Genomic DNA, 17,777 nt, shown 5'->3' with positions numbered 1-17,777 from the left:
CCGCGAGCCCACGCCGGGCCCGCGGCATCCGCTGTTCTCGCCCCGGGGCAGGGCGAGGCGTAACAAACGGCGGCGGGTCCCGGCTCTCCGGGAGAATCGAAGCATGGACTGGCAGACGACGGCCGACGCGGTGCCCGCGAGCATCGTCACCGAGGCGCGCGCAGCGACCCTCGCCGGCCGCGCGCCGGCGACGGGCGCCTGGCGCGAGGGCGACGCGATCGGCGACCGCCGTTTCGCGGCCATCGGCGATCTGCAGCTCGAGTCGGGTCGGGTGCTGCCCTCGGCGCGCATCGCCTACGAGCAGTGGGGCACGCTCTCGCCCGCGCGCGACAACGCGATCCTCGTGCTGCACGCGCTGACCGGCGACAGTCATGTGGTCGGCCCGGCCGGCCCCGCGCATCCGAGTTCGGGCTGGTGGCCCGGCATCGTCGGCCCCGGCCTCGCGATCGACACCGACCGCTGGTTCGTCGTGGCGCCGAACGTGCTCGGCGGGTGCCAGGGCTCCACGGGCCCGGCTTCACTCGCGCCCGACCGTGCCGAGTGGGGCGTGCGCTTCCCGTTCCTCACGATCCGCGACCAGGTGCGCGCCCAGATCGCGTTCGCGCGCGAACTCGGCATCGAACGGTTCGCCGCCGTCGTCGGCGGCTCCATGGGCGCCATGCACGTGCTGGAGTGGGCGATCATGGCCCCCGCGGCCGTCGAGCGCATCGCGGTGCTCGCCGCCCCCGCTGCGACCTCGGCCGACCAGATCGCGCTGAACTCGGTGCAGATCGAGGCGATCCGCACCGACCCGGCGTTCCGCGGCGGGGAGTACTACGACGCCCCCGACGGCGACGGCCCGACGCGCGGTCTCGCGCTCGCCCGACGCATGGCGATGCTGAACTACCGCACGGCGGCCGAACTCGACCAGCGTTTCGATCGCAGCTGGCAGTCGGGCCTCGACCCGCTCGGCGGCGAGGGCCGTTTCGCCGTCGAGTCGTACCTCGACTTCCACGGCAACAAGTTCACCCGCCGCTTCGACGCGAACAGCTACATCGTGCTGACCGAATCGATGAACTCGCACGACATCGGGCGCGGCCGCGGCGGCGTCGAGGCGGCGCTCGCACGCGTCGAGGCGCGCAGTCTGGTGCTCGGCATCGACAGCGACCGCTACTTCCCGCTCAGCGGCCAGCGGGCGATCGCAGCCGCTCTTCGGGGCAGCGTGCACGGCGACTCGCCCGTCGTCGTCTCCTCCGAGTACGGCCACGACGCCTTCCTCATCGAAGACGACGCGATCGCTGCGGCGATCGGCGAGTTGCTCGCCGATTGACCGGTGGTCGCAGAGCTCCTGGCAGGTCGTTGCAGAACTCCTGGCAGGTCGTTGCAGAACTCCTGGCAGGTGGTCGCAGAACTCCGCCCCGCCCGGTTCTCCCGCAAGGGCCTCCGACTCCGATACCCTTCGAGGGTGACGGCGCCGGTACCAGGGCGCATCGATCACATCGAGGCGGTGTCATGAAGCGCATCCACAAAGAGCGCGACCGGTTGCTCCGAAGGCTCGCGAGGGTCGCCGGACTGAGCGGCACCGTCGGTGCGTTCGCGTGCCTGCTCGTGCCCGGGGCGTCGACGGGCCTCGAGATCGCGCTCGCCGCACTGCTCAGCCTCGGGGCGGGCGTCTTCATCGTGCTGCACACCGCCCGCGGCGCCGTACCGCCGGCAGTGGCCGCGGTGGCCTGCTCGATCGCACTCATCAGCGTGCTCGGGGCGGCGCCCGTGATCGACCCCGTCGCCTCTGCGGCGATGGCCGTCTCGGCGTCGGTCACGGCCGCGTCGGTCGCGATCACGCTCATCGTGCGACCCGACGGCCCCTTCATCGTGCTCGGCCTCGTCGCAGCGACCCTCATCGCCATCGGCGTCGTCGCGGTGACGGGCCATGTCGGGGCGACCGTGGCGATCGGCGCCCTCATGGGCTGGTCGTCCAACTCCGCGATCGGCATCTGGCTCGATCGAGCGATCGCCGCGGCATCCGAACGCATCGACGAGGTCGGCCGCGCGCACGAGGCCGAGCGGCTCGCGAGCGAACTCGAGTCCCAGCAGCGCCAAGATGCGCGCGTGCTGCACGACACCGTGCTCGCCACGCTCAGCCTGCTCGCGCACTCGGGAGTCGGGGTCGGGGCCGGCGCGCTCCGGCAGCAGGCCGGCGACGACGCCCGTCTGCTCAAGCAGTTGCGTCTCGGGGCGCCGCTCGACCGCGGCTCGACCGCGGTGTTCTCGCCCGAGTCCGACGACGACAGTCTCGGCATGACCTTCGAGTCGGTGCGGTTGCGATTCGCACGCATGGGGCTCGACGTCAACTGGCACGGCACCGGCCGGCTCACGTTGCCGCGCGACACGCTCGACGCGCTCCTCGGCGCGCTCGGCGAATGCCTCGAGAACGTGCGCAGGCACGCGGGCGTCACCGAGGCCGATGTCACGGTGAGCGACGACGAGCGCACGGTGCGGGCGATGGTGACCGACGCGGGCTCGGGCTTCGAACCGGATGCGGTCGACGGTGCGCGGCTCGGCTACGCGGAGTCGGTGGTCGGCCGTCTGAGCACGGTCGGCGGGCGCGCGCGCATCTTCTCCTCCCCCGGGTCGGGCACGACCGTGATGCTCGAGGTGCCGAAACCATGAGCGAGCCCCCGCTGCCCGCGAACACGATCGGCCGCCAGTTCCGCCGGCCGGCCCGGTCGGCGCGCGCGGCCGGCGACGTGCGCGACAGCCACGGCGGTCGCCGCCTGGCGATCGGCATCACGATCGCCTCGGGGCTGATCATCGTCGGCCACCTCGCGCACGCGCTGACGATCGCCCCGCTCTTCCCACCCGGGCCCGGGCCGTGGCCGGCCTGGCTCGCCCTCGTCGCCGTCGTCGGCGTGGGCGTCGTCTCGCGCCTGATTTCGCGCAACGCGCCGCTGCCCGATGTGCTCTACGTCGTGCTGCTCATCGCGCTCATCGCACCGGTATGGCTCGACCTGTCGGCGACGGCGGGGCTGCTGTACGTCGGGGTGACGCCGACCGCTGCTGCGGCGGCGGCTGCAGTTCTGATGCCGGTGGCGGCGATCAGGGGCACGCGCATCCCGTTCCTCGTCGCGTGCGCGATCGGCGCCGTGATCGCCGCCTCGGCGCTCGTGCAGATCCCCACGGCCGGGCATTACACCGTGACCGGACTGACGGTCGCGGCATCCGCTGTACTGCCGATGCTCGTGGCCGTGCTCGCGATCGACGGGTTCCGACGACTCGTGCGGCGCGAACTCGACCTCTCGCTCGTGCAGAGCACCGTCGCCACGCCGCGCACGGCGGTGGGCATGCGTGCATCCGAAGAACTCGCCCGGCTCGACTTCGACGCCGAGTCGCTGCTCGACGACGTCGGCTCGGGGCGTATCGCGATCCCGCTGCCCGACGAGGCCGCCGCACGCGCCGGCGACCTGGCGGCCCGACTGCGCGTTCGTCTCATCGAGGGCCGCAACGACACCTGGCTCAGGCACGCGGTGACCGAGTCCGCCTATCTCAGCAACCGCGTCACCGTCGACGATCCCGGCGGCCTGGCCGGTCTGCTCGCGCCCGACCAGCGCGACGGGCTGCTGCTCGCGCTGTGGTTCCTCGTCGGCGAGCAGTCGAAGGGTTCCGCCGAGCTGGCTGCACACGTCACCTGTCGTGAACCCGACGACGCGGCCCACCCGAAATCACCCGATGTGCAACTCTCGATCGAGGTTTCCGGCGTCGTTCAACGCCGCGTCGATCCCGCAACGTGGGATGCACTCGGTACAGTCGGTACACACGATGTCGTTTCGGGGCACGAAACATTCCGGATCGATATCGACTGCCGGGTCGACCCGAACGCCCCGGCAGGCGGTATGGCCGCCCGCGGGGCGGCCAGGCAAAGGGGAAGCTGATGGCTGAGACCGTTCCACCGATCCGTCTGGCGATCGTCGACGATCACCGCATGCTCCTGGGTGCGCTCTCCGAGTGGATCCGCACTGCGGCGCCCGACATCGAACTGCTCGCGGCGGTGCCTTCGTGGTCCGAACTCCTCGCCCATCCCGAATTCCCCGTCGACGTCGTCCTGCTCGACCTCGACCTGCGCGACAACATCCCCATTTCGCTGAAGCTCTCGATGCTGAAGTCGGCCGGGGTGCAGACGATGCTCATGAGCACCTACTCCGAGCCGACGGTCGTGCGCGAGGCGCTCGGTTCCGGCGCACTCGGCTACCTCGTGAAGTCCGAGCCCGTCGAGACGATCATCGAGGCGATCCGTGCCGCCCGCATCGGCGAGGCCTACCTCACACCCGAACTCGAGCTCGCGCTCAGCGAAGAGGGCTCCGCTCCGAAGCTCTCGGCGCAGGAGCGCCGCGTGATGGCGCTCTACGGCGCCGGTCAGCCGGTCAAGGCCGTGGCCTTCCAGCTCGGCATCTCGGAAGAGACGGCGAAGAGCTATCTCAAGCGCATCCGCGAGAAGTACCGTGCGTCGGGGTACGACGTGGGCACGAAGGTCGCGCTGCGCAAGCGCGCGATCCTCGACGGCATCCTGCTGCAGTCCGACTGAGCGGCACGGCTGCAGTCCGACTGAGCGGCACGGCTGCCGCGATCCGGCGTCACGCCTCGACGGCGTGCATCGCACCGGTCGCGTACGGCACCGGCACCCCGCGCAGCACGCGACGCCGGTCGAGTGCGAACGAGATCACCGCGAGCAGCGCCCCCGCGGCCGTCAGCAGCAGGCCGATCCAGATCGGGGCGACGTAGCCGAGACCGCCGGCGATCGCGAGACCGCCGAACAGCGCGCCCAGGCTGTTGCCGATGTTCAGCGCCGAGTGGTTCAGAGCCGCGGCGATCGATTGGCTGTCGCGCGCGACATCCATCAGCCGTGCCTGAATGGTCGGTGACAGCGCAGCGGATGCCGCGCCCACAAGCAATACGCCGGCGATCAGGCCGACCGGGCTCGACGCGGTGAAGCCGAGCAGCACGAGCGCGGCGGCGAGCGCGGCGAAGAACAGGTACATCGATCGGCGCACGCTCCAGTCGGCGAGACGCCCGCCCGCCAGGTTGCCGATCGTCATGCCGACGCCGATCGCGACGAGTACGACGGGCACGAGCGCCTCCGGCAGTCCGGTCACCTCGGTGGCGAGCGGCGCGACATAGCTGTAGACCGCGAAGAGGCCGCCGAAGCCGACCGCGCCGATGCCGAGGGCGAACCACACCTGGGCGCGGCCGAAGGCGCGCAGCTCGCGCTTCATGGTCGCACCCGGGTCCCCCGCCTGCCACGGCACGGCGGCGAGCACCGCGACGAAGGTCAGGGCGAAGATCGCCGCCACGGCCAGGTAGGCGATGCGCCAGCCCGCGAGCTGGCCGAGCCAGGTGATGGCGGGCACGCCGATCACGTTCGCGATCGTGAGCCCCGAGAGCACGAGCGCGACGCCGCGTGCACGCTTGCCGGGGCCCATGAGGCTCGCAGCGACGAGCGAGGCGATGCCGAAGTAGGCGCCGTGCGGCAGCGCCGAGACGAACCGTGCGACGAGCACGAGCTCGAAGCTCGGCAGCACCGCCGAGGCGATCGTGCCGAGCGTGAACGCCGTGATCAGGGCGAGCAGCAGGCGCTTGCGCGGCCAGCGCGCCGCAGCGGCGGCGATCGTGGGCGCGCCGACGACGACGCCGAGGGCGTAGGCCGAGATGAGCCAGCCGGCGTTCGCGTTCGCCTCGTCGGGCGATTGCGCCGCGAGCTCGGGCAGCAGGTCGGTCGCGATGTTCGGCAGCAGTCCCATCGCGACGAACTCGGTCGAGCCGATGCCGAAGCCGCCGAGGGCGAGCGCGAGGAGCGCGAAACGAACTCGGGCCGGCGACAGTGTCGTCGGCCCGTCGATGGGGTGGGTCACCCACCGATTCTCGCACAGACTCGAATCGATTCGATGCTCCTATTGCGCTGTGCGAACGTGATTCAGGAAGGGGTGTGGGGTGCGGCGTCGAGTCCGTCGATCGCGGTCTCGAGGCGCTCGAGCTTGCCGTCGAGCTCGCCGACGTATCCCGGCCGGATGTCGGCCTTCAGCACGAGCGAGACGCGCGACCCGTATTCGCCGACCGCCTCGGTGGCGCGCCGCACGACGTCGAAGACCTCGCCCCACTCCCCTTCGATCGTCGTGAACATCGCGTCGGTGCGGTTCGGCAGGCCCGACGCCCGCACGATCTCCACCGCCGCGGCGACGGCGTCGTGCACCGAACCGTCGCTTCTGCCCGTGCCGCTCGGCGCGACTGAGAATGCCACCAGCATGTTCGTCTCCTTCAGTGGTCGTCGGAATCCATTGTGCTGCGAACGGCACCGGCCTCGTCAACGGCACCGGCCTCGTCATCGGCACCGGCCTCGTGCACGAGCGACCGCGGCGACCGCGGCGACCCGAGCCGCCAGATCGCACGCACACACCACGCGAGCAGCACCACGAGCAGCACCGACTTGACCGTCAGCAGGAACACGAAAGCCGGGTCGGCCGCCAGCAGCCACCCGTACCAGTACGGGTAGATGATGTGCGTCATGAGCGCGATCGCCCCGGCCACGAACGCCGGCACGACGAACCGGGCCGGGCGGAAGACGAGGCCGAGCACGACGGGAGCGGCGAGCCACGTCACGAACTGCGGCGACCCCACCTTGTTCGCGAGCATGAGCACGACCACGAACGACAGTGCGAGGGGCGGCAGCAGCCGTCCGAAGGCGGCGCCCCGACGCGCGGCGCGGATGCCGAGGGCGACGACGACGAGCACCCCGAGCGCCATGATCGGGGTCGTGAGGGCAGCCGCGGCATCCGCACCGGGCCCCTGGATCTGGAAGGTGAGGATCTGCCGGTCGTAGACGATGTGCACCGACGTCGAACCCGCCACGATCTGCCAGAGCCAGGCAACCGCGAGCGGCGCCTCGATCTGCAACCCTCGCCCCGCCTGTTCGGCGATGAAGCCGATCGCGTTCGAGCCGGCGCCGGCGAGCAGGCTCACGCCGAGGATCCCGAGGCTGAGCGAGAGCGCCACGGTGAGCACTTCGAGGCGTCGGCGCGCGGCGATCACGAGTGCGGCCACGAGTGCGGCGGGCCAGACCTTGATCCACGCGCCGACCGTGAGCAGCACTGCGGCGACGCGCGGCCGGCCGGCCGCCCACAGCAGGCCGGTGATCGCGAACGGCACCGTGATCGCGTCGATACGGCCGAACGCGATCGGGCCGAGCAGTGCGAGGAACCCGAGCCACCACCATGCCGCGATGCGTCGCGGGCGCGACAGCCTCGCGCGGCCGATGAGCACGCCGAACGCGATCGCGTTCAGCACCGTGACGATCGCGAGCCAGGTCTCCGCATACAGCGCCGAGCCGAAGGCGAGCGCCGCGGCCATCGGCGCGAAGGCCAGGATCGGGTACACCCACGGCGCGTCGATGCCCATGCGCAGCCAGCCGTGCGCGGCGTTCTCGGCCCACAACCGGTACACCGCCGTGACGTCGCCGAGCGGATAGCCCTGTGCGGTCAGGTTCAGCACGATGAGCGCGGCGTGCACGAGTGCGAAGCCGGTCCAGAGCGCGGCGCGCGTGCCGAGCAGCCGGCGAAGGCGATGAGCGGATGCCTCGCGCCCATCGTCGTCCGTCATGGCGACGAGCCTAGCCGCACCGACGGGCCGAGCGAGCGTCACAATCCGCCACGCGCTCGCCGCGTGGCACGAGGTGGCGTTCGCACCCTGGCCACTCGCAGCTCAGCGCGCGAGCAGTGCTCCGACGACGCGCGGCAACTGCGCCGTGATGTCGAGTGCCGTGATGGGCCCGCCGTCGAACGCCTCGGTGGCCCGCCGCGCGGCCTCACCGTGCATCCACGCGGCCGTCGCCGCGAGCGAGGTGAGCACCTCTGCGTCGGTCGCGAGTCGTTCGTGATGCGTGGCCACGAGCGCGCCGAGGATTCCGCCGAGCACATCGCCCGTGCCCGCGGAGGCGAGCCAGTGCGTCGGCGCCGTGATCGTGTGGCGACCGCCCTCGGGGTCGCAGACGTGGGTCACGGCACCCTTCAGCAGCACGGCGACGCCGAGCTCGCGGGCCGCCCGCTGCGCCCACTCGGCCGGTGCCTCGCGCACCTCGGCGATGCTCGTCTCGATGCCGCGCGAGGCGAGCAGCACCGCGAGCTCGCGCGTGTGCGGCGTGATGACCGTCGGTGCGGTGTGCGTGCCCACGAGGTCGAGCGCTCCCGCGTCGAGCACGACCGGCAGACCCGAGGCGAGCGCGCCCTGCAGGTCGCCGAGCAGCATGAACGAGCGCCGCTCGGCGTCGATGCCCGAGCCGATGAGCCACGCCTGCACGCGGCCGGGCGCCGTGACGGTCTCGGGGCGCCGCGCGAGCACCGCCGTGCGCACCGCTCGCGGCCCGGTGTAGCGCACCATGCCGAGTCCCGTGCGATGTGCGGCTTCGACCGACATCACTGCGGCGCCGGGGTACTCGGGCGAGCCCGCCACGATGCCGAGGACACCGCGCGAGTACTTGTCGTCATCCGCTTCCGGTGCGACGATCCATTTCGCCGCGTCAGACGCGGTCCACTCCTGCCACGACGTCTCCATGCTCCAACGATAGGTTGAGTGGGATGCCTTCGACACTCCCCGCACCGATCAGCCTGGCTCCTCGCGTCGTCGTCTTCGACTACGGCGAGGTCATCTCGCGCGAACCGACGGCCGCCGACCGTGCCGCGCTCGTCGAGCGTGCCGGCGCGAACGGGTACGCCGAGGCGTTCTGGCGCGCCTACTGGGCGCACCGCAGCGGGCTCGACCGGGGCACGACGTCGATCGCCGACTACTGGCACGCGATCTCAGCCGACCTCGGTGCCGACTGGAACGCGATCGACGCGCACGAACTGTGGGCGCTCGACCATCGCGGCTGGCTCTCGGTCGACCCCGGCACACTCGGCGTGCTCTACGCCCTCGCCGCCGGCGGCACCAGACTCGCACTCCTCTCGAACGCCGGAGCCGATTTCTCGGGCTGGCTCCGACACGGCTCGTTCGCGCCGCTCTTCGAGCGCGTGTTCGTGAGCGGTGAACTCGAACTCGTCAAGCCCGACGCGGCGATCTACGAGCACGTCATCGACGAACTCGGCATCGAGGCATCCGATCTCGTGTTCATCGACAACAAGGCCGAGAACGTCGAGGGTGCCAAGGCCGTGGGAGGCGACGGGCACGTCTTCACGGATGCCGCGACGCTCGAGTCGTGGCTTCGCGACCTCGCCGCCTGAGCGCTGCCTCGGTGCCGCGGCCGAACCGCCGCGGTCACCCCGCCGTCACCCCGCCGTCACCCCGCCGCGATCACGGCGCCGAACTCACGCCGCGATCAGGCCGACCCCGACGACGCCCGCCGCATCCGCATGGCCTGTTCCATGCGTTCGGGAGCGAACTGGCCGATGGCGAAGATGTTGCCCTCGCTGTCGGTGAACCAGGCACTGCGATCGGTGCCGAGCTCGGCGACGCCGTCGACGGTCTTCAGGCCCGGCAGGTCGTAGTCCTCGAACACGACGCCGTGCGTGCGCAGCGCGGTCATGTCGCGGTCGAGGTCGTCGGTCATGAGGTTGAACGCGGTGTTCTGCGCCGTGCCGGCGAAGTCGGTGCGATAGACCATGACGATCACACCGCCGATGTCGTAGAACAGCGCCTCGCCCTCCATGTCGTCGTACACGGGGTCGCGATCGAGCACGTCGTGCCACCAGGCCTTGGCTCGGCCGAGATCGGATGCGGGGAGGACGGCCGTCGCCATGAGTTTGTCGAACATGATGTTTCCTCGAATTCTCGGGTCGGCGCGATTCTACGACCGTGCCGGGGCGACCGCACCCCCACGAAGAACGACTGGCCGCTTGACCCCGGCGGCTCGCCCGACGACCCCGTACCGCCCGCTTCGCACCAGCCCGTGTGCGCCTGCCCGCCTCACCCCCGGCGGGTCGCGTCCTGCACCTCGCCGACGAGCTCTTCGATGATGTCCTCGAGGAAGATCACGCCGGTCGTCGCACCGTTCTCGTCGAACGCCCGCGCCACGTGGGTACCGAGGCGCCGCATCGTCGACAGGGCGTCCTCGAGGTCGGTGCCGGCGTAGATCGACACGAGACGCCGCACGCGCTTGGCGGGGATCGGGTCGTCGAACTCGTCGTCGTCGAGGTCGATGACGTCTTTCAAGTGCACGTACCCCTCGGGGTCGCCCGATTCGTCGAGGATCGGGTAGCGCGAGAATCCGCGTCGGGCCACCGCCCGCTCGACGTCGGCGGGCGTCGCCGCTGGCGGCAGGCTGACGAGGGCATCGAGCGGCACCGCGACATCCTGCACCCGCTTGGTGGTGAACTCGAACGCCGCCGTCAGTGTGCCGCTGGCGTCGTCGAGCACGCCCTCGCGACGCGACTGGTCGACGATCGTCTGCACCTCTTCGAGCGTGAAGGTCGAGGCCGCCTCGCTCTTCGGCTCGACGCCGAAGAGGCGCAGCACGCCGTTGGCCGTCGCGTTCAGCGCGACGATGATGGGCGTGAAGATGCGGGCGATGAACACGAGCGGCGGCGCGAGCAGCAGCACGGCGCGGTCGGGCACCGAGAACGAGAGGTTCTTCGGCACCATCTCGCCGAACACGACGTGCAGGTACGAGACGAGCACGAGCGTCACGATGAAGGCGATCGTGGCGACGACCTCTGGCGACCAGCCTGTGAGGTGCAGCGGTACCTCGAGCAGGTGGTGGATCGCCGGTTCCGACACGTTCAAGATCAGCAGCGAGCAGATCGTGATGCCGAGCTGGCTCATCGCGAGCATGAGCGTCGCGTGTTCCATCGCCCAGAGCGCCGTCTTGGCGCTGCGCTTGCCCTGCTCGGCGAGGGGCTCGATCTGCGAGCGCCGCGCCGAGATGACGGCGAACTCCGCGCCGACGAAGAAGGCGTTGGCGATGAGCAGCACGATCAGCCAGGCGATGCCGGCCCAGTCGCTCATCGCTGCCCTCCGTCGAGGTCGTCGGCTTCGGGCGGCGGGTTCGGCACGAATCGCACGCGGTCGATGCGCCGCCCGTCGAGTCGCTGCACGACGAGCGTGCCCTCGTCGATGAGCACCTCGTCGCCGACCACGGGCAGTCGCCCGAGCTCGGCCATGACGAATCCGGCCACGGTCTCGTAGTCTCCGTTCTCAGGCACGCGGATGCCGGTGCGCTCGAGCAATTCGTCGGGTCGCAGTATTCCGGGGAAGCTCACCTGGTCGCCGCGACGCACGACGCCCGCGCGTGTGCGGTCGTGCTCGTCGGAGACCTCGCCGACGAGTTCTTCGACGAGGTCTTCAAGGGTCGCGACGCCGGCCGTGCCGCCGTACTCGTCGACGACGACGGCCATCTGGTAGCCGCGGCCGCGCAGTTCGCCCAGCAGCGTGTCGAGCTTCATGGTCTCGGGCACGCGAAGCGCGTCGGATTGCAGCGCCGACGCCGGCACTTCGCTCCGCTTCTCTCGCGGAACGGCCACGGCCTGCTTCACATGCACGAGGCCGACGACGTCGTCGAGGTTCTCGTCGTACACCGGGAAGCGCGAGTAGCCCGTCGTGCGCGCGAGTTCGAGGACGGCCTCGGCGGGCTCCTGGCGCTGCACGGCGGCCACCGCGGGGCGCGGCGTCATCACGTCGGAGGCGTCGTGGTCGGCGAAGCGCAGGGTGCGGCCGAGCAGGGTCGCAGTGTCCTGTTCGAGCAGACCGGCGCTCGCCGAGCGGCGCACGAGCGACGAGAGCTCTTCGGCCGAGCGCGCCCCCGACAGTTCTTCCTTCGGTTCGATGCCGACCGCACGCAGCAGGCCGTTGGCGCTGCCGTTCAGCAAAGTGATCGCGGGCCGGAACACCCACGTGAACGCCGTCTGGAACGGCATCACGAACTTCGCCGTCACGATCGGCAGGGCGAGCGCGAAGTTCTTCGGCACGAGCTCGCCGAGCACCATCGACAGCAGCGTGGCCACGACGATCGCCGTGATCGTACCGACCGGGCGCACGAACGCCTCGGGCAGACCGATCGCGGTGAGCGGGCCGGCGAGCAGCGACGAGATCGCCGGCTCCATCGTGTAGCCCGTGAGCAGAGTCGTCAACGTGATGCCGAGCTGGGCGCTCGACAGGTGCGTCGAGGTGATCTTCAGCGCCGAGATGGTGAGGCCGAGCTTCGTCTCACCTCGCGCACGCCGAGCTTCGAGGTCGGCCCGGTCGAGGTTGACGAGCGCGAACTCACTGGCGACGAACAAGCCCGTGCCGATCGTGAGGAGGAGTCCGATGCCGAGGAGGATCCACTCAGACATCGTCGCCTCCGCGAGCAGTCACGGGCGGGGGTCTATGACCGGGGGCAGTGGCAGAAGGAGGCTCGTCCATTGTCACCCCAGTATATCGGCGCGCTCACCAGCTGACGGGGAGCGCCTTTCCCTCTTCGTACCCCGCCGCCGACTGGATGCCGACGAGCGCACGTTCGCGGAACTCCTCGAGCGTGCGCGCCCCCGCGTAGGTGAACGAGCTGCGCACGCCGGCCGTGATCATGTCGAGCAGGTCCTCGATCGACGGCCGCAGCGGGTCGAGGGCGATCGCCGACGACGAGATACCCTCGGCGAAGAGCTCTTTGCGCGCGAGCTCGTAGGGCGAGAGCCGGTCGAAGCGCTCGCGCACAGCCTTGGTCGAGGCCATGCCCCAGCTCTCTTTGAAGAGGCGACCGGATGCATCGTGGCGCAGTGCGCCCGGCGCCTCGATCGTGCCGGCGAACCACGAACCGATCATGACCGAGGCCGCGCCGGCCGCGAGTGCGAGGGCGACGTCGCGGGGGTAGCGCACGCCACCGTCGGCCCAGACCGCGGCGCCGAGTTCGCGCGCCGCCTCCGCCGTCTCGAGCACGGCCGAGAACTGGGGTCGCCCTACGGCGGTCATCATGCGGGTGGTGCACATGGCGCCGGGCCCGACGCCGACCTTCAGCACGTCGGCGCCCGCGTCGACGAGGTCGGCGACGGCGCTCGCGGTCACGACGTTGCCGGCGACGATCGGCAGGCCGAGGCCGAGGTCGCGCACGATCGAGACGGCACGCAGCATGCCCTCCTGATGCCCGTGCGCCGTGTCGATCACGAGCATGTCGACGCCGGCGGCGGCGAGCGCCGTCGCCTTCGCCGCGACATCGCCGTTGATGCCGATCGCGGCCGCGACGCGCAAGCGCCCGTCGGCGTCGACGTTCGGCTCGTAGATCGTGCCGCGCAGCGCGCTCTTGCGGCTGAGCGTGCCGACGACCCGCCCATGCTCGAGCACGGGGGCGAAGTCGAGCTCGGCCTCGACCATGAGGTCGAACGCCCGGCGCGGCGTCGACACGTCGTCGGCGTCGAGCGAGGCGAGACCGCCGTGCACGAGGTCGCCGAGGCGCGCGTCGGGCAGCGCGGTCGCGAGCCGGTCTGCGGGGATGCAGCCGGCGTAGACGCCGCTCGAGTCGTGCAGCACGATGCCGTGGCCCGCCACGGGCGGCAGCACCTCGAGGGCATCGGCGGCCGAGGCATCCGGACTGAAGTCATGCGGGGTGTCGAAACGCGCCGACTGCGACTTCACCGAACGGATCGCCGCGTCGAGGTCCTGCAGGTGCAGGTCCTGCGGCAGCACGCCGAGCCCGCCGCGTCGGGCGAGCGCGGCCGCGAGCCGCGGGCCGGTGATCGAGTTCATGTTCGACGAGACGATCGGAATCGAGCCGCCCGACCCGTCGTCGGGCGCGAGCGAGACGTCGAGCCTGCTGGTCACGCCCGACCGGCTCGGCACGAGGAACACGTCGGAGTAGGTCAGGTCGTGGCTGGGTGTCGTCCGGTAGAACTCCATGCCGCCACGCTACCGCCGCCCCGCCGGCGGCGCGCGGGTGCTCTCGCCCGCGATATTGGGGATTAGGCTGGGAGGCGGTAATTCCAGCATCAACGGAGAGAGTGGGCGAGAGGCTGTGTCGAGCCAATTGACCGGGTCGGGATCCGACGAGACGACGTCGGGTGAATACGGAGCCAACGAGTGGCTCGTCGACGAGATGTACGAGAAGTTCCTCGTCGATCCCCAATCGGTCGACAAGACGTGGTGGCCGGTGCTCGAGCACTACCGTCAGGTGAAGACCGAGGGCGGCGATCCCTCGGCCATCGCACCGGCGACGGATGCCGCGGCATCCGCTCCGACCGCAGCGCCAGCGCCAACCGCACCCGCAGGGCCCGCCGCACCCGCAGCGGAGCCCGCCGCCCCGTCGCCTGCAGCCCCGTCGCCCACGGCGCCCTCGACGGCGCCCGTTCCCGTCATCGGCCAGACCCCGGCCGCTCGCACCACCTCGGTGGCGCCGCGCACGCAGCCCGTGCCGGCCGACGTGCCCGTCACGAGCCCGCAGCCCGTCGTCGCCGACGGCGAGGCCGTGCAGGAAGACGAGATCGTCACGCTCAAGGGCATGCCGAAGGCGCTCGCCGCCAACATGGACGCCTCGCTCACCGTGCCGACCGCCACGAGCGTCCGCACGATCCCGGCGAAGCTCATGATCGACAACCGCATCGTGATCAACAACCACCTGCGGCGTTCGCGCGGCGGCAAGATCTCGTTCACCCACCTCATCGGCTGGGCGCTCATCCAGGCGCTCAAAGAGTTCCCGAGCCAGAACGTCTACTACTCCGAGGTCGACGGCAAGCCGAGCCTCGTCAAGCCCGCCCACATCGGCCTCGGCATCGCGATCGACATCCCCAAGCCCGACGGCACCCGCGCCCTGCTCGTCCCCGCCATCAAGCGCGCCGAGACGTTGACCTTCAACGAGTACCTCGCGGCCTACGAAGACCTCGTGCAGCGCGCCCGCCAGAACAAGCTCAAGGCCGACGACTTCTCGGGCGCCACGATCTCGCTCACGAACCCCGGCGGCATCGGCACCGTGCACTCGGTGCCCCGCCTCATGAAGGGCCAGGGCTGCATCATCGGCGCCGGCGCCCTCGAGTACCCCGCCGAGTTCCAGGGTTCGTCCGAGAAGACCCTCGCGAACCTCGCGATCGGCAAGACGATCACGCTGACCTCGACCTACGACCACCGCGTCATCCAGGGCGCCGGCTCGGGCGAGTTCCTGAAGAAGGTCCACGAGCTGCTCATCGGCCAGCGCGGCTTCTACGAGACCCTGTTCGCCGCGCTGCGACTTCCCTACGAGCCGATCCGCTGGGCGCCCGACATCTCGGTCGACATCGCGAGTGCGATCGACAAGACGGCCCGCGTGCAAGAGCTCATCAACGCGTTCCGCGTGCGCGGCCACCTGATGGCCGACATCGACCCGCTCGAGTACGTGCAGCGCTCGCACCCCGACCTCGACATCGCCACCCACGGCCTGACCTTCTGGGATCTCGACCGCGAGTTCGTCACGGGCGGCTTCGGCGACACGCGCACCGCCAAGCTCCGCGACATCCTCGGCGTGCTCCGCGACTCGTACTGCCGCACGATCGGCATCGAGTACATGCACATCCAAGACCCCGTGCAGCGCAAGTGGATCCAGAACGAGGTCGAGCGCAGCTACGAGAAGCCGACGCACGACGAGCAGATGCGCATCCTCGGCAAGCTCAACGAGGCCGAGGCGTTCGAGACCTTCCTGCAGACGAAGTACGTCGGCCAGAAGCGCTTCAGCCTCGAGGGCGGCGAGTCCGTCATCCCGCTGCTCGACGAGATCCTGCAGGGCGCAGCGAAAGAGGGCCTCGACGAGGTCGCCATCGGCATGGCGCACCGCGGGCGGCTCAACGTGCTCACCAACATCGCGGGCAAGACCTACGGTCAGGTGTTCCGCGAGTTCGAGGGCCAGCAGCAGGCCAAGGGCTTCTCGGGCTCGGGCGACGTCAAGTACCACCTCGGCACGCAGGGCACCTTCACCGCCGACGACGGGCACCAGGTGCCGGTCTCGCTCGCGGCCAACCCCTCGCACCTCGAGGCCGTCGACGGCGTGCTCGAGGGCATCGTGCGCGCCAAGCAAGACCGTAAGCCGATCGGCACCTTCTCGACCCTGCCGATCCTCGTGCACGGCGACGCGGCGATGGCCGGTCAGGGCGTCGTGCTCGAGACCATGCAGATGTCGCAGCTCCGCGGCTACCGCACGGGCGGCACGATCCACGTCAACATCAACAACCAGGTCGGCTTCACGACGGTGCCGGGCGACGCCCGTTCGTCGATCTACTCGACGGATGTCGCGAAGACGATCCAGGCCCCGATCTTCCACGTGAACGGCGACGACCCCGAAGCCGTCGTGCGGGTGGCCGAGCTCGCGTTCCGCTACCGCCAGGAGTTCAAGCGCGACGTCGTCATCGACCTCGTCTGCTTCCGCCGCCGCGGCCACAACGAGGGCGACGACCCCTCGATGACCCAGCCCCTCATGTACAACCTCATCGAGGCCAAGCGTTCGGTGCGCAAGCTCTACACCGAGGCCCTCGTCGGCCGCGGCGACATCACCGAGGCCGAGTACGAAGACGCGCACCGCGACTTCCAAGACCGCCTCGAGCGGGCCTTCGCCGAGACGCACGCCGCACAGACCGGGGCGATCCCGATCATCGGCGCGACCGAGTCGGTCACGCCCGACGAGCCCGTCGCGGGCGAGCTCGAGACCACGGGTGTCTCGACCGAGGTCGTGCACGCCATCGGCGACGCCTTCAACAACAAGCCCGCGGGCTTCACCGTGCACCCGAAGATCCAGCAGCTCCTGACGAAGCGCCTCGACATGAGCCGCAACGGCAAGATCGACTGGGGCTTCGGCGAGCTGCTCGCCCTCGGCTCGCTCCTGCTCGAGGGCACCCCGGTGCGCCTCGCGGGTCAGGACACGCGCCGCGGCACCTTCGTGCAGCGCCACGCGGTGCTGCACGACCGGGCGAACGGTCAGGAGTGGCTGCCGCTGCAGAACCTCGCCGAGAACCAGGCGCGGTTCTGGGTCTACGACTCGCTGCTCTCTGAGTACGCGGCGATGGGCTTCGAATACGGCTATTCGGTCGAGCGGGCCGACGCCCTCGTCATGTGGGAGGCGCAGTTCGGCGACTTCGCGAACGGCGCGCAGACCATCATCGACGAGTTCATCTCGTCGGCCGAGCAGAAGTGGGGTCAGCGCTCGAGCGTCGTGCTGCTGCTCCCCCACGGCTACGAGGGCCAGGGGCCCGACCACTCGAGCGCCCGTATCGAGCGGTACCTGCAACTCTGCGCCGAGAACAACCTGACGGTGGCACGGCCCTCGACGCCCGCGTCGTACTTCCACCTGCTGCGCCGTCAGGCCTACGCGCGCCCCCGGCGCCCGCTCGTTGTCTTCACCCCGAAGGCGATGCTGCGCCTGCGCGGCGCCACGAGCGAGGTCGCCGACTTCACGAGCGGCCGCTTCGAACCGGTCATCGACGATGCCCGCATCACCGACAAGGCGGCCGTGAAGCGCGTCGTGTTCGTCTCGGGCAAGATCTACTACGACCTGATCGCCGAACTCGACAAGCACGAGCAGACCGAGGTCGCCGTCGTTCGTCTCGAGCAGCTCTACCCGCTGCCCGCGGGTGAACTGAAGACCGTCGCCGAGTCGTACCCGAACGCCGAACTGGTGTGGGCGCAAGACGAGCCCGAGAACCAGGGCGCGTGGCCGTACTTCATCATCGAGACGAACAAGCTCGGCGACCGCCCCGTGCGGGTCGTCGCCCGCACCGCGGCCGCCTCGTCGGCCACCGGTTCCGCGAAGCGGCACGCCGCCGAGCAGGCCGAGCTGGTGCGCACCGCGACGACGCTCTAGCTGCCGAACGCGAACGAACGAAGCGAGCGGATGCCACGGGGCC

14 protein-coding genes are annotated in these 17,777 nt (G+C 70.4%); 6 read left to right on the top strand and 8 right to left on the bottom strand.

Annotated features, from left to right (window positions below):
- Window positions 1–103: 103 nt before the first annotated feature.
- The 4 genes from metX (at window position 104) to ACWGST_RS15750 (ending at window position 4,558) form a co-directional block, all read left to right on the top strand.
- Entirely contained in the window at window positions 104–1,309 is a 1,206-nt protein-coding gene (gene metX, locus ACWGST_RS15765; RefSeq protein WP_452047615.1) for a homoserine O-acetyltransferase MetX, read from the top strand.
- A gap of 182 nt (window positions 1,310–1,491) precedes the next feature.
- Window positions 1,492–2,649, top strand: coding sequence for a sensor histidine kinase (locus ACWGST_RS15760; protein WP_452047614.1), 1,158 nt, complete (start codon window positions 1,492–1,494; stop codon window positions 2,647–2,649).
- The gene (locus ACWGST_RS15755) at window positions 2,646–3,908 is read left to right on the top strand and encodes a hypothetical protein (RefSeq protein ID WP_452047613.1); all 1,263 of its coding nucleotides are present in this window, start codon (window positions 2,646–2,648) and stop codon (window positions 3,906–3,908) included. Before ACWGST_RS15760 ends, ACWGST_RS15755 begins: the two co-directional genes overlap by 4 nt.
- Window positions 3,908–4,558 (top strand): response regulator, encoded by a 651-nt coding sequence (locus tag ACWGST_RS15750; protein WP_452047612.1) that lies wholly within the window; start codon window positions 3,908–3,910, stop codon window positions 4,556–4,558. The genes ACWGST_RS15755 and ACWGST_RS15750 overlap by 1 nt, the downstream gene beginning before the upstream one ends.
- A 49-nt stretch (window positions 4,559–4,607) precedes the next feature.
- Here the strand turns inward: ACWGST_RS15750 and ACWGST_RS15745 are convergent, their stop codons facing one another.
- From ACWGST_RS15745 to ACWGST_RS15730, 4 genes are all read right to left on the bottom strand, one after another.
- Window positions 4,608–5,882 (bottom strand): MFS transporter, encoded by a 1,275-nt coding sequence (locus tag ACWGST_RS15745; protein ID WP_452047611.1) that lies wholly within the window; start codon window positions 5,880–5,882, stop codon window positions 4,608–4,610.
- Window positions 5,883–5,944: 62 nt separating this feature from the next.
- Window positions 5,945–6,274, bottom strand: a complete 330-nt coding sequence (locus tag ACWGST_RS15740; RefSeq protein WP_452047610.1) for a thiamine-binding protein — start codon at window positions 6,272–6,274, stop codon at window positions 5,945–5,947.
- A gap of 11 nt (window positions 6,275–6,285) precedes the next feature.
- Entirely contained in the window at window positions 6,286–7,623 is a 1,338-nt protein-coding gene (locus tag ACWGST_RS15735) for a hypothetical protein (protein WP_452047609.1), read from the bottom strand.
- Window positions 7,624–7,725: 102 nt separating this feature from the next.
- Window positions 7,726–8,574, bottom strand: coding sequence for an ADP-dependent NAD(P)H-hydrate dehydratase (locus tag ACWGST_RS15730; protein ID WP_452047608.1), 849 nt, complete (start codon window positions 8,572–8,574; stop codon window positions 7,726–7,728).
- Between the two features lie 23 nt (window positions 8,575–8,597).
- On the opposite strand from ACWGST_RS15730, the gene ACWGST_RS15725 reads away from it, so the two are divergent.
- Entirely contained in the window at window positions 8,598–9,239 is a 642-nt protein-coding gene (locus ACWGST_RS15725) for an HAD family hydrolase (protein ID WP_452047607.1), read from the top strand.
- 95 nt (window positions 9,240–9,334) lie between these two features.
- Here ACWGST_RS15725 and ACWGST_RS15720 read toward each other — a convergent pair whose 3' ends face one another.
- The 4 genes from ACWGST_RS15720 to guaB1 all read right to left on the bottom strand — a co-directional run bounded on the left by ACWGST_RS15720 (window position 9,335) and on the right by guaB1 (window position 13,818).
- Window positions 9,335–9,769, bottom strand: a complete 435-nt coding sequence (locus ACWGST_RS15720) for a VOC family protein (RefSeq protein WP_452047606.1) — start codon at window positions 9,767–9,769, stop codon at window positions 9,335–9,337.
- Window positions 9,770–9,921: 152 nt separating this feature from the next.
- The gene (locus ACWGST_RS15715; protein ID WP_452047605.1) at window positions 9,922–10,959 is read right to left on the bottom strand and encodes a hemolysin family protein; all 1,038 of its coding nucleotides are present in this window, start codon (window positions 10,957–10,959) and stop codon (window positions 9,922–9,924) included.
- Entirely contained in the window at window positions 10,956–12,284 is a 1,329-nt protein-coding gene (locus ACWGST_RS15710) for a hemolysin family protein (RefSeq protein ID WP_452047604.1), read from the bottom strand. Before ACWGST_RS15710 ends, ACWGST_RS15715 begins: the two co-directional genes overlap by 4 nt.
- Window positions 12,285–12,378: 94 nt before the next feature.
- Window positions 12,379–13,818, bottom strand: a complete 1,440-nt coding sequence (gene guaB1 / locus ACWGST_RS15705) for a GMP reductase (protein WP_452047603.1) — start codon at window positions 13,816–13,818, stop codon at window positions 12,379–12,381.
- Between the two features lie 115 nt (window positions 13,819–13,933).
- On the opposite strand from guaB1, the gene ACWGST_RS15700 reads away from it, so the two are divergent.
- Window positions 13,934–17,734: a multifunctional oxoglutarate decarboxylase/oxoglutarate dehydrogenase thiamine pyrophosphate-binding subunit/dihydrolipoyllysine-residue succinyltransferase subunit gene (locus tag ACWGST_RS15700; protein WP_452047602.1), complete on the top strand. Its 3,801-nt coding sequence runs from the start codon at window positions 13,934–13,936 to the stop codon at window positions 17,732–17,734.
- The last annotated feature ends 43 nt before the right edge of the window (window positions 17,735–17,777 follow it).

The organism is Agromyces sp. NPDC055520 (assembly GCF_053619715.1).
This window is presented reverse-complemented; position numbering and strand designations above follow the sequence as displayed.

Excerpts from the sequence above, each read along its gene's own strand:
- metX (WP_452047615.1), top strand. The coding sequence starts at position 104 with ATGGACTGGCAGACGACGGCCGACGCGGTGCCCGCGAGCATCGTCACC.
- ACWGST_RS15760 (WP_452047614.1), top strand. The coding sequence starts at position 1,492 with ATGAAGCGCATCCACAAAGAGCGCGACCGGTTGCTCCGAAGGCTCGCG.
- ACWGST_RS15755 (WP_452047613.1), top strand. The coding sequence starts at position 2,646 with ATGAGCGAGCCCCCGCTGCCCGCGAACACGATCGGCCGCCAGTTCCGC.
- ACWGST_RS15750 (WP_452047612.1), top strand. The coding sequence starts at position 3,908 with ATGGCTGAGACCGTTCCACCGATCCGTCTGGCGATCGTCGACGATCAC.
- ACWGST_RS15740 (WP_452047610.1), bottom strand. The coding sequence starts at position 6,274 with ATGCTGGTGGCATTCTCAGTCGCGCCGAGCGGCACGGGCAGAAGCGAC.
- ACWGST_RS15735 (WP_452047609.1), bottom strand. The coding sequence starts at position 7,623 with ATGACGGACGACGATGGGCGCGAGGCATCCGCTCATCGCCTTCGCCGG.
- ACWGST_RS15730 (WP_452047608.1), bottom strand. The coding sequence starts at position 8,574 with ATGGAGACGTCGTGGCAGGAGTGGACCGCGTCTGACGCGGCGAAATGG.
- ACWGST_RS15725 (WP_452047607.1), top strand. The coding sequence starts at position 8,598 with ATGCCTTCGACACTCCCCGCACCGATCAGCCTGGCTCCTCGCGTCGTC.
- ACWGST_RS15720 (WP_452047606.1), bottom strand. The coding sequence starts at position 9,769 with ATGTTCGACAAACTCATGGCGACGGCCGTCCTCCCCGCATCCGATCTC.
- ACWGST_RS15715 (WP_452047605.1), bottom strand. The coding sequence starts at position 10,959 with ATGAGCGACTGGGCCGGCATCGCCTGGCTGATCGTGCTGCTCATCGCC.
- ACWGST_RS15710 (WP_452047604.1), bottom strand. The coding sequence starts at position 12,284 with ATGTCTGAGTGGATCCTCCTCGGCATCGGACTCCTCCTCACGATCGGC.
- guaB1 (WP_452047603.1), bottom strand. The coding sequence starts at position 13,818 with ATGGAGTTCTACCGGACGACACCCAGCCACGACCTGACCTACTCCGAC.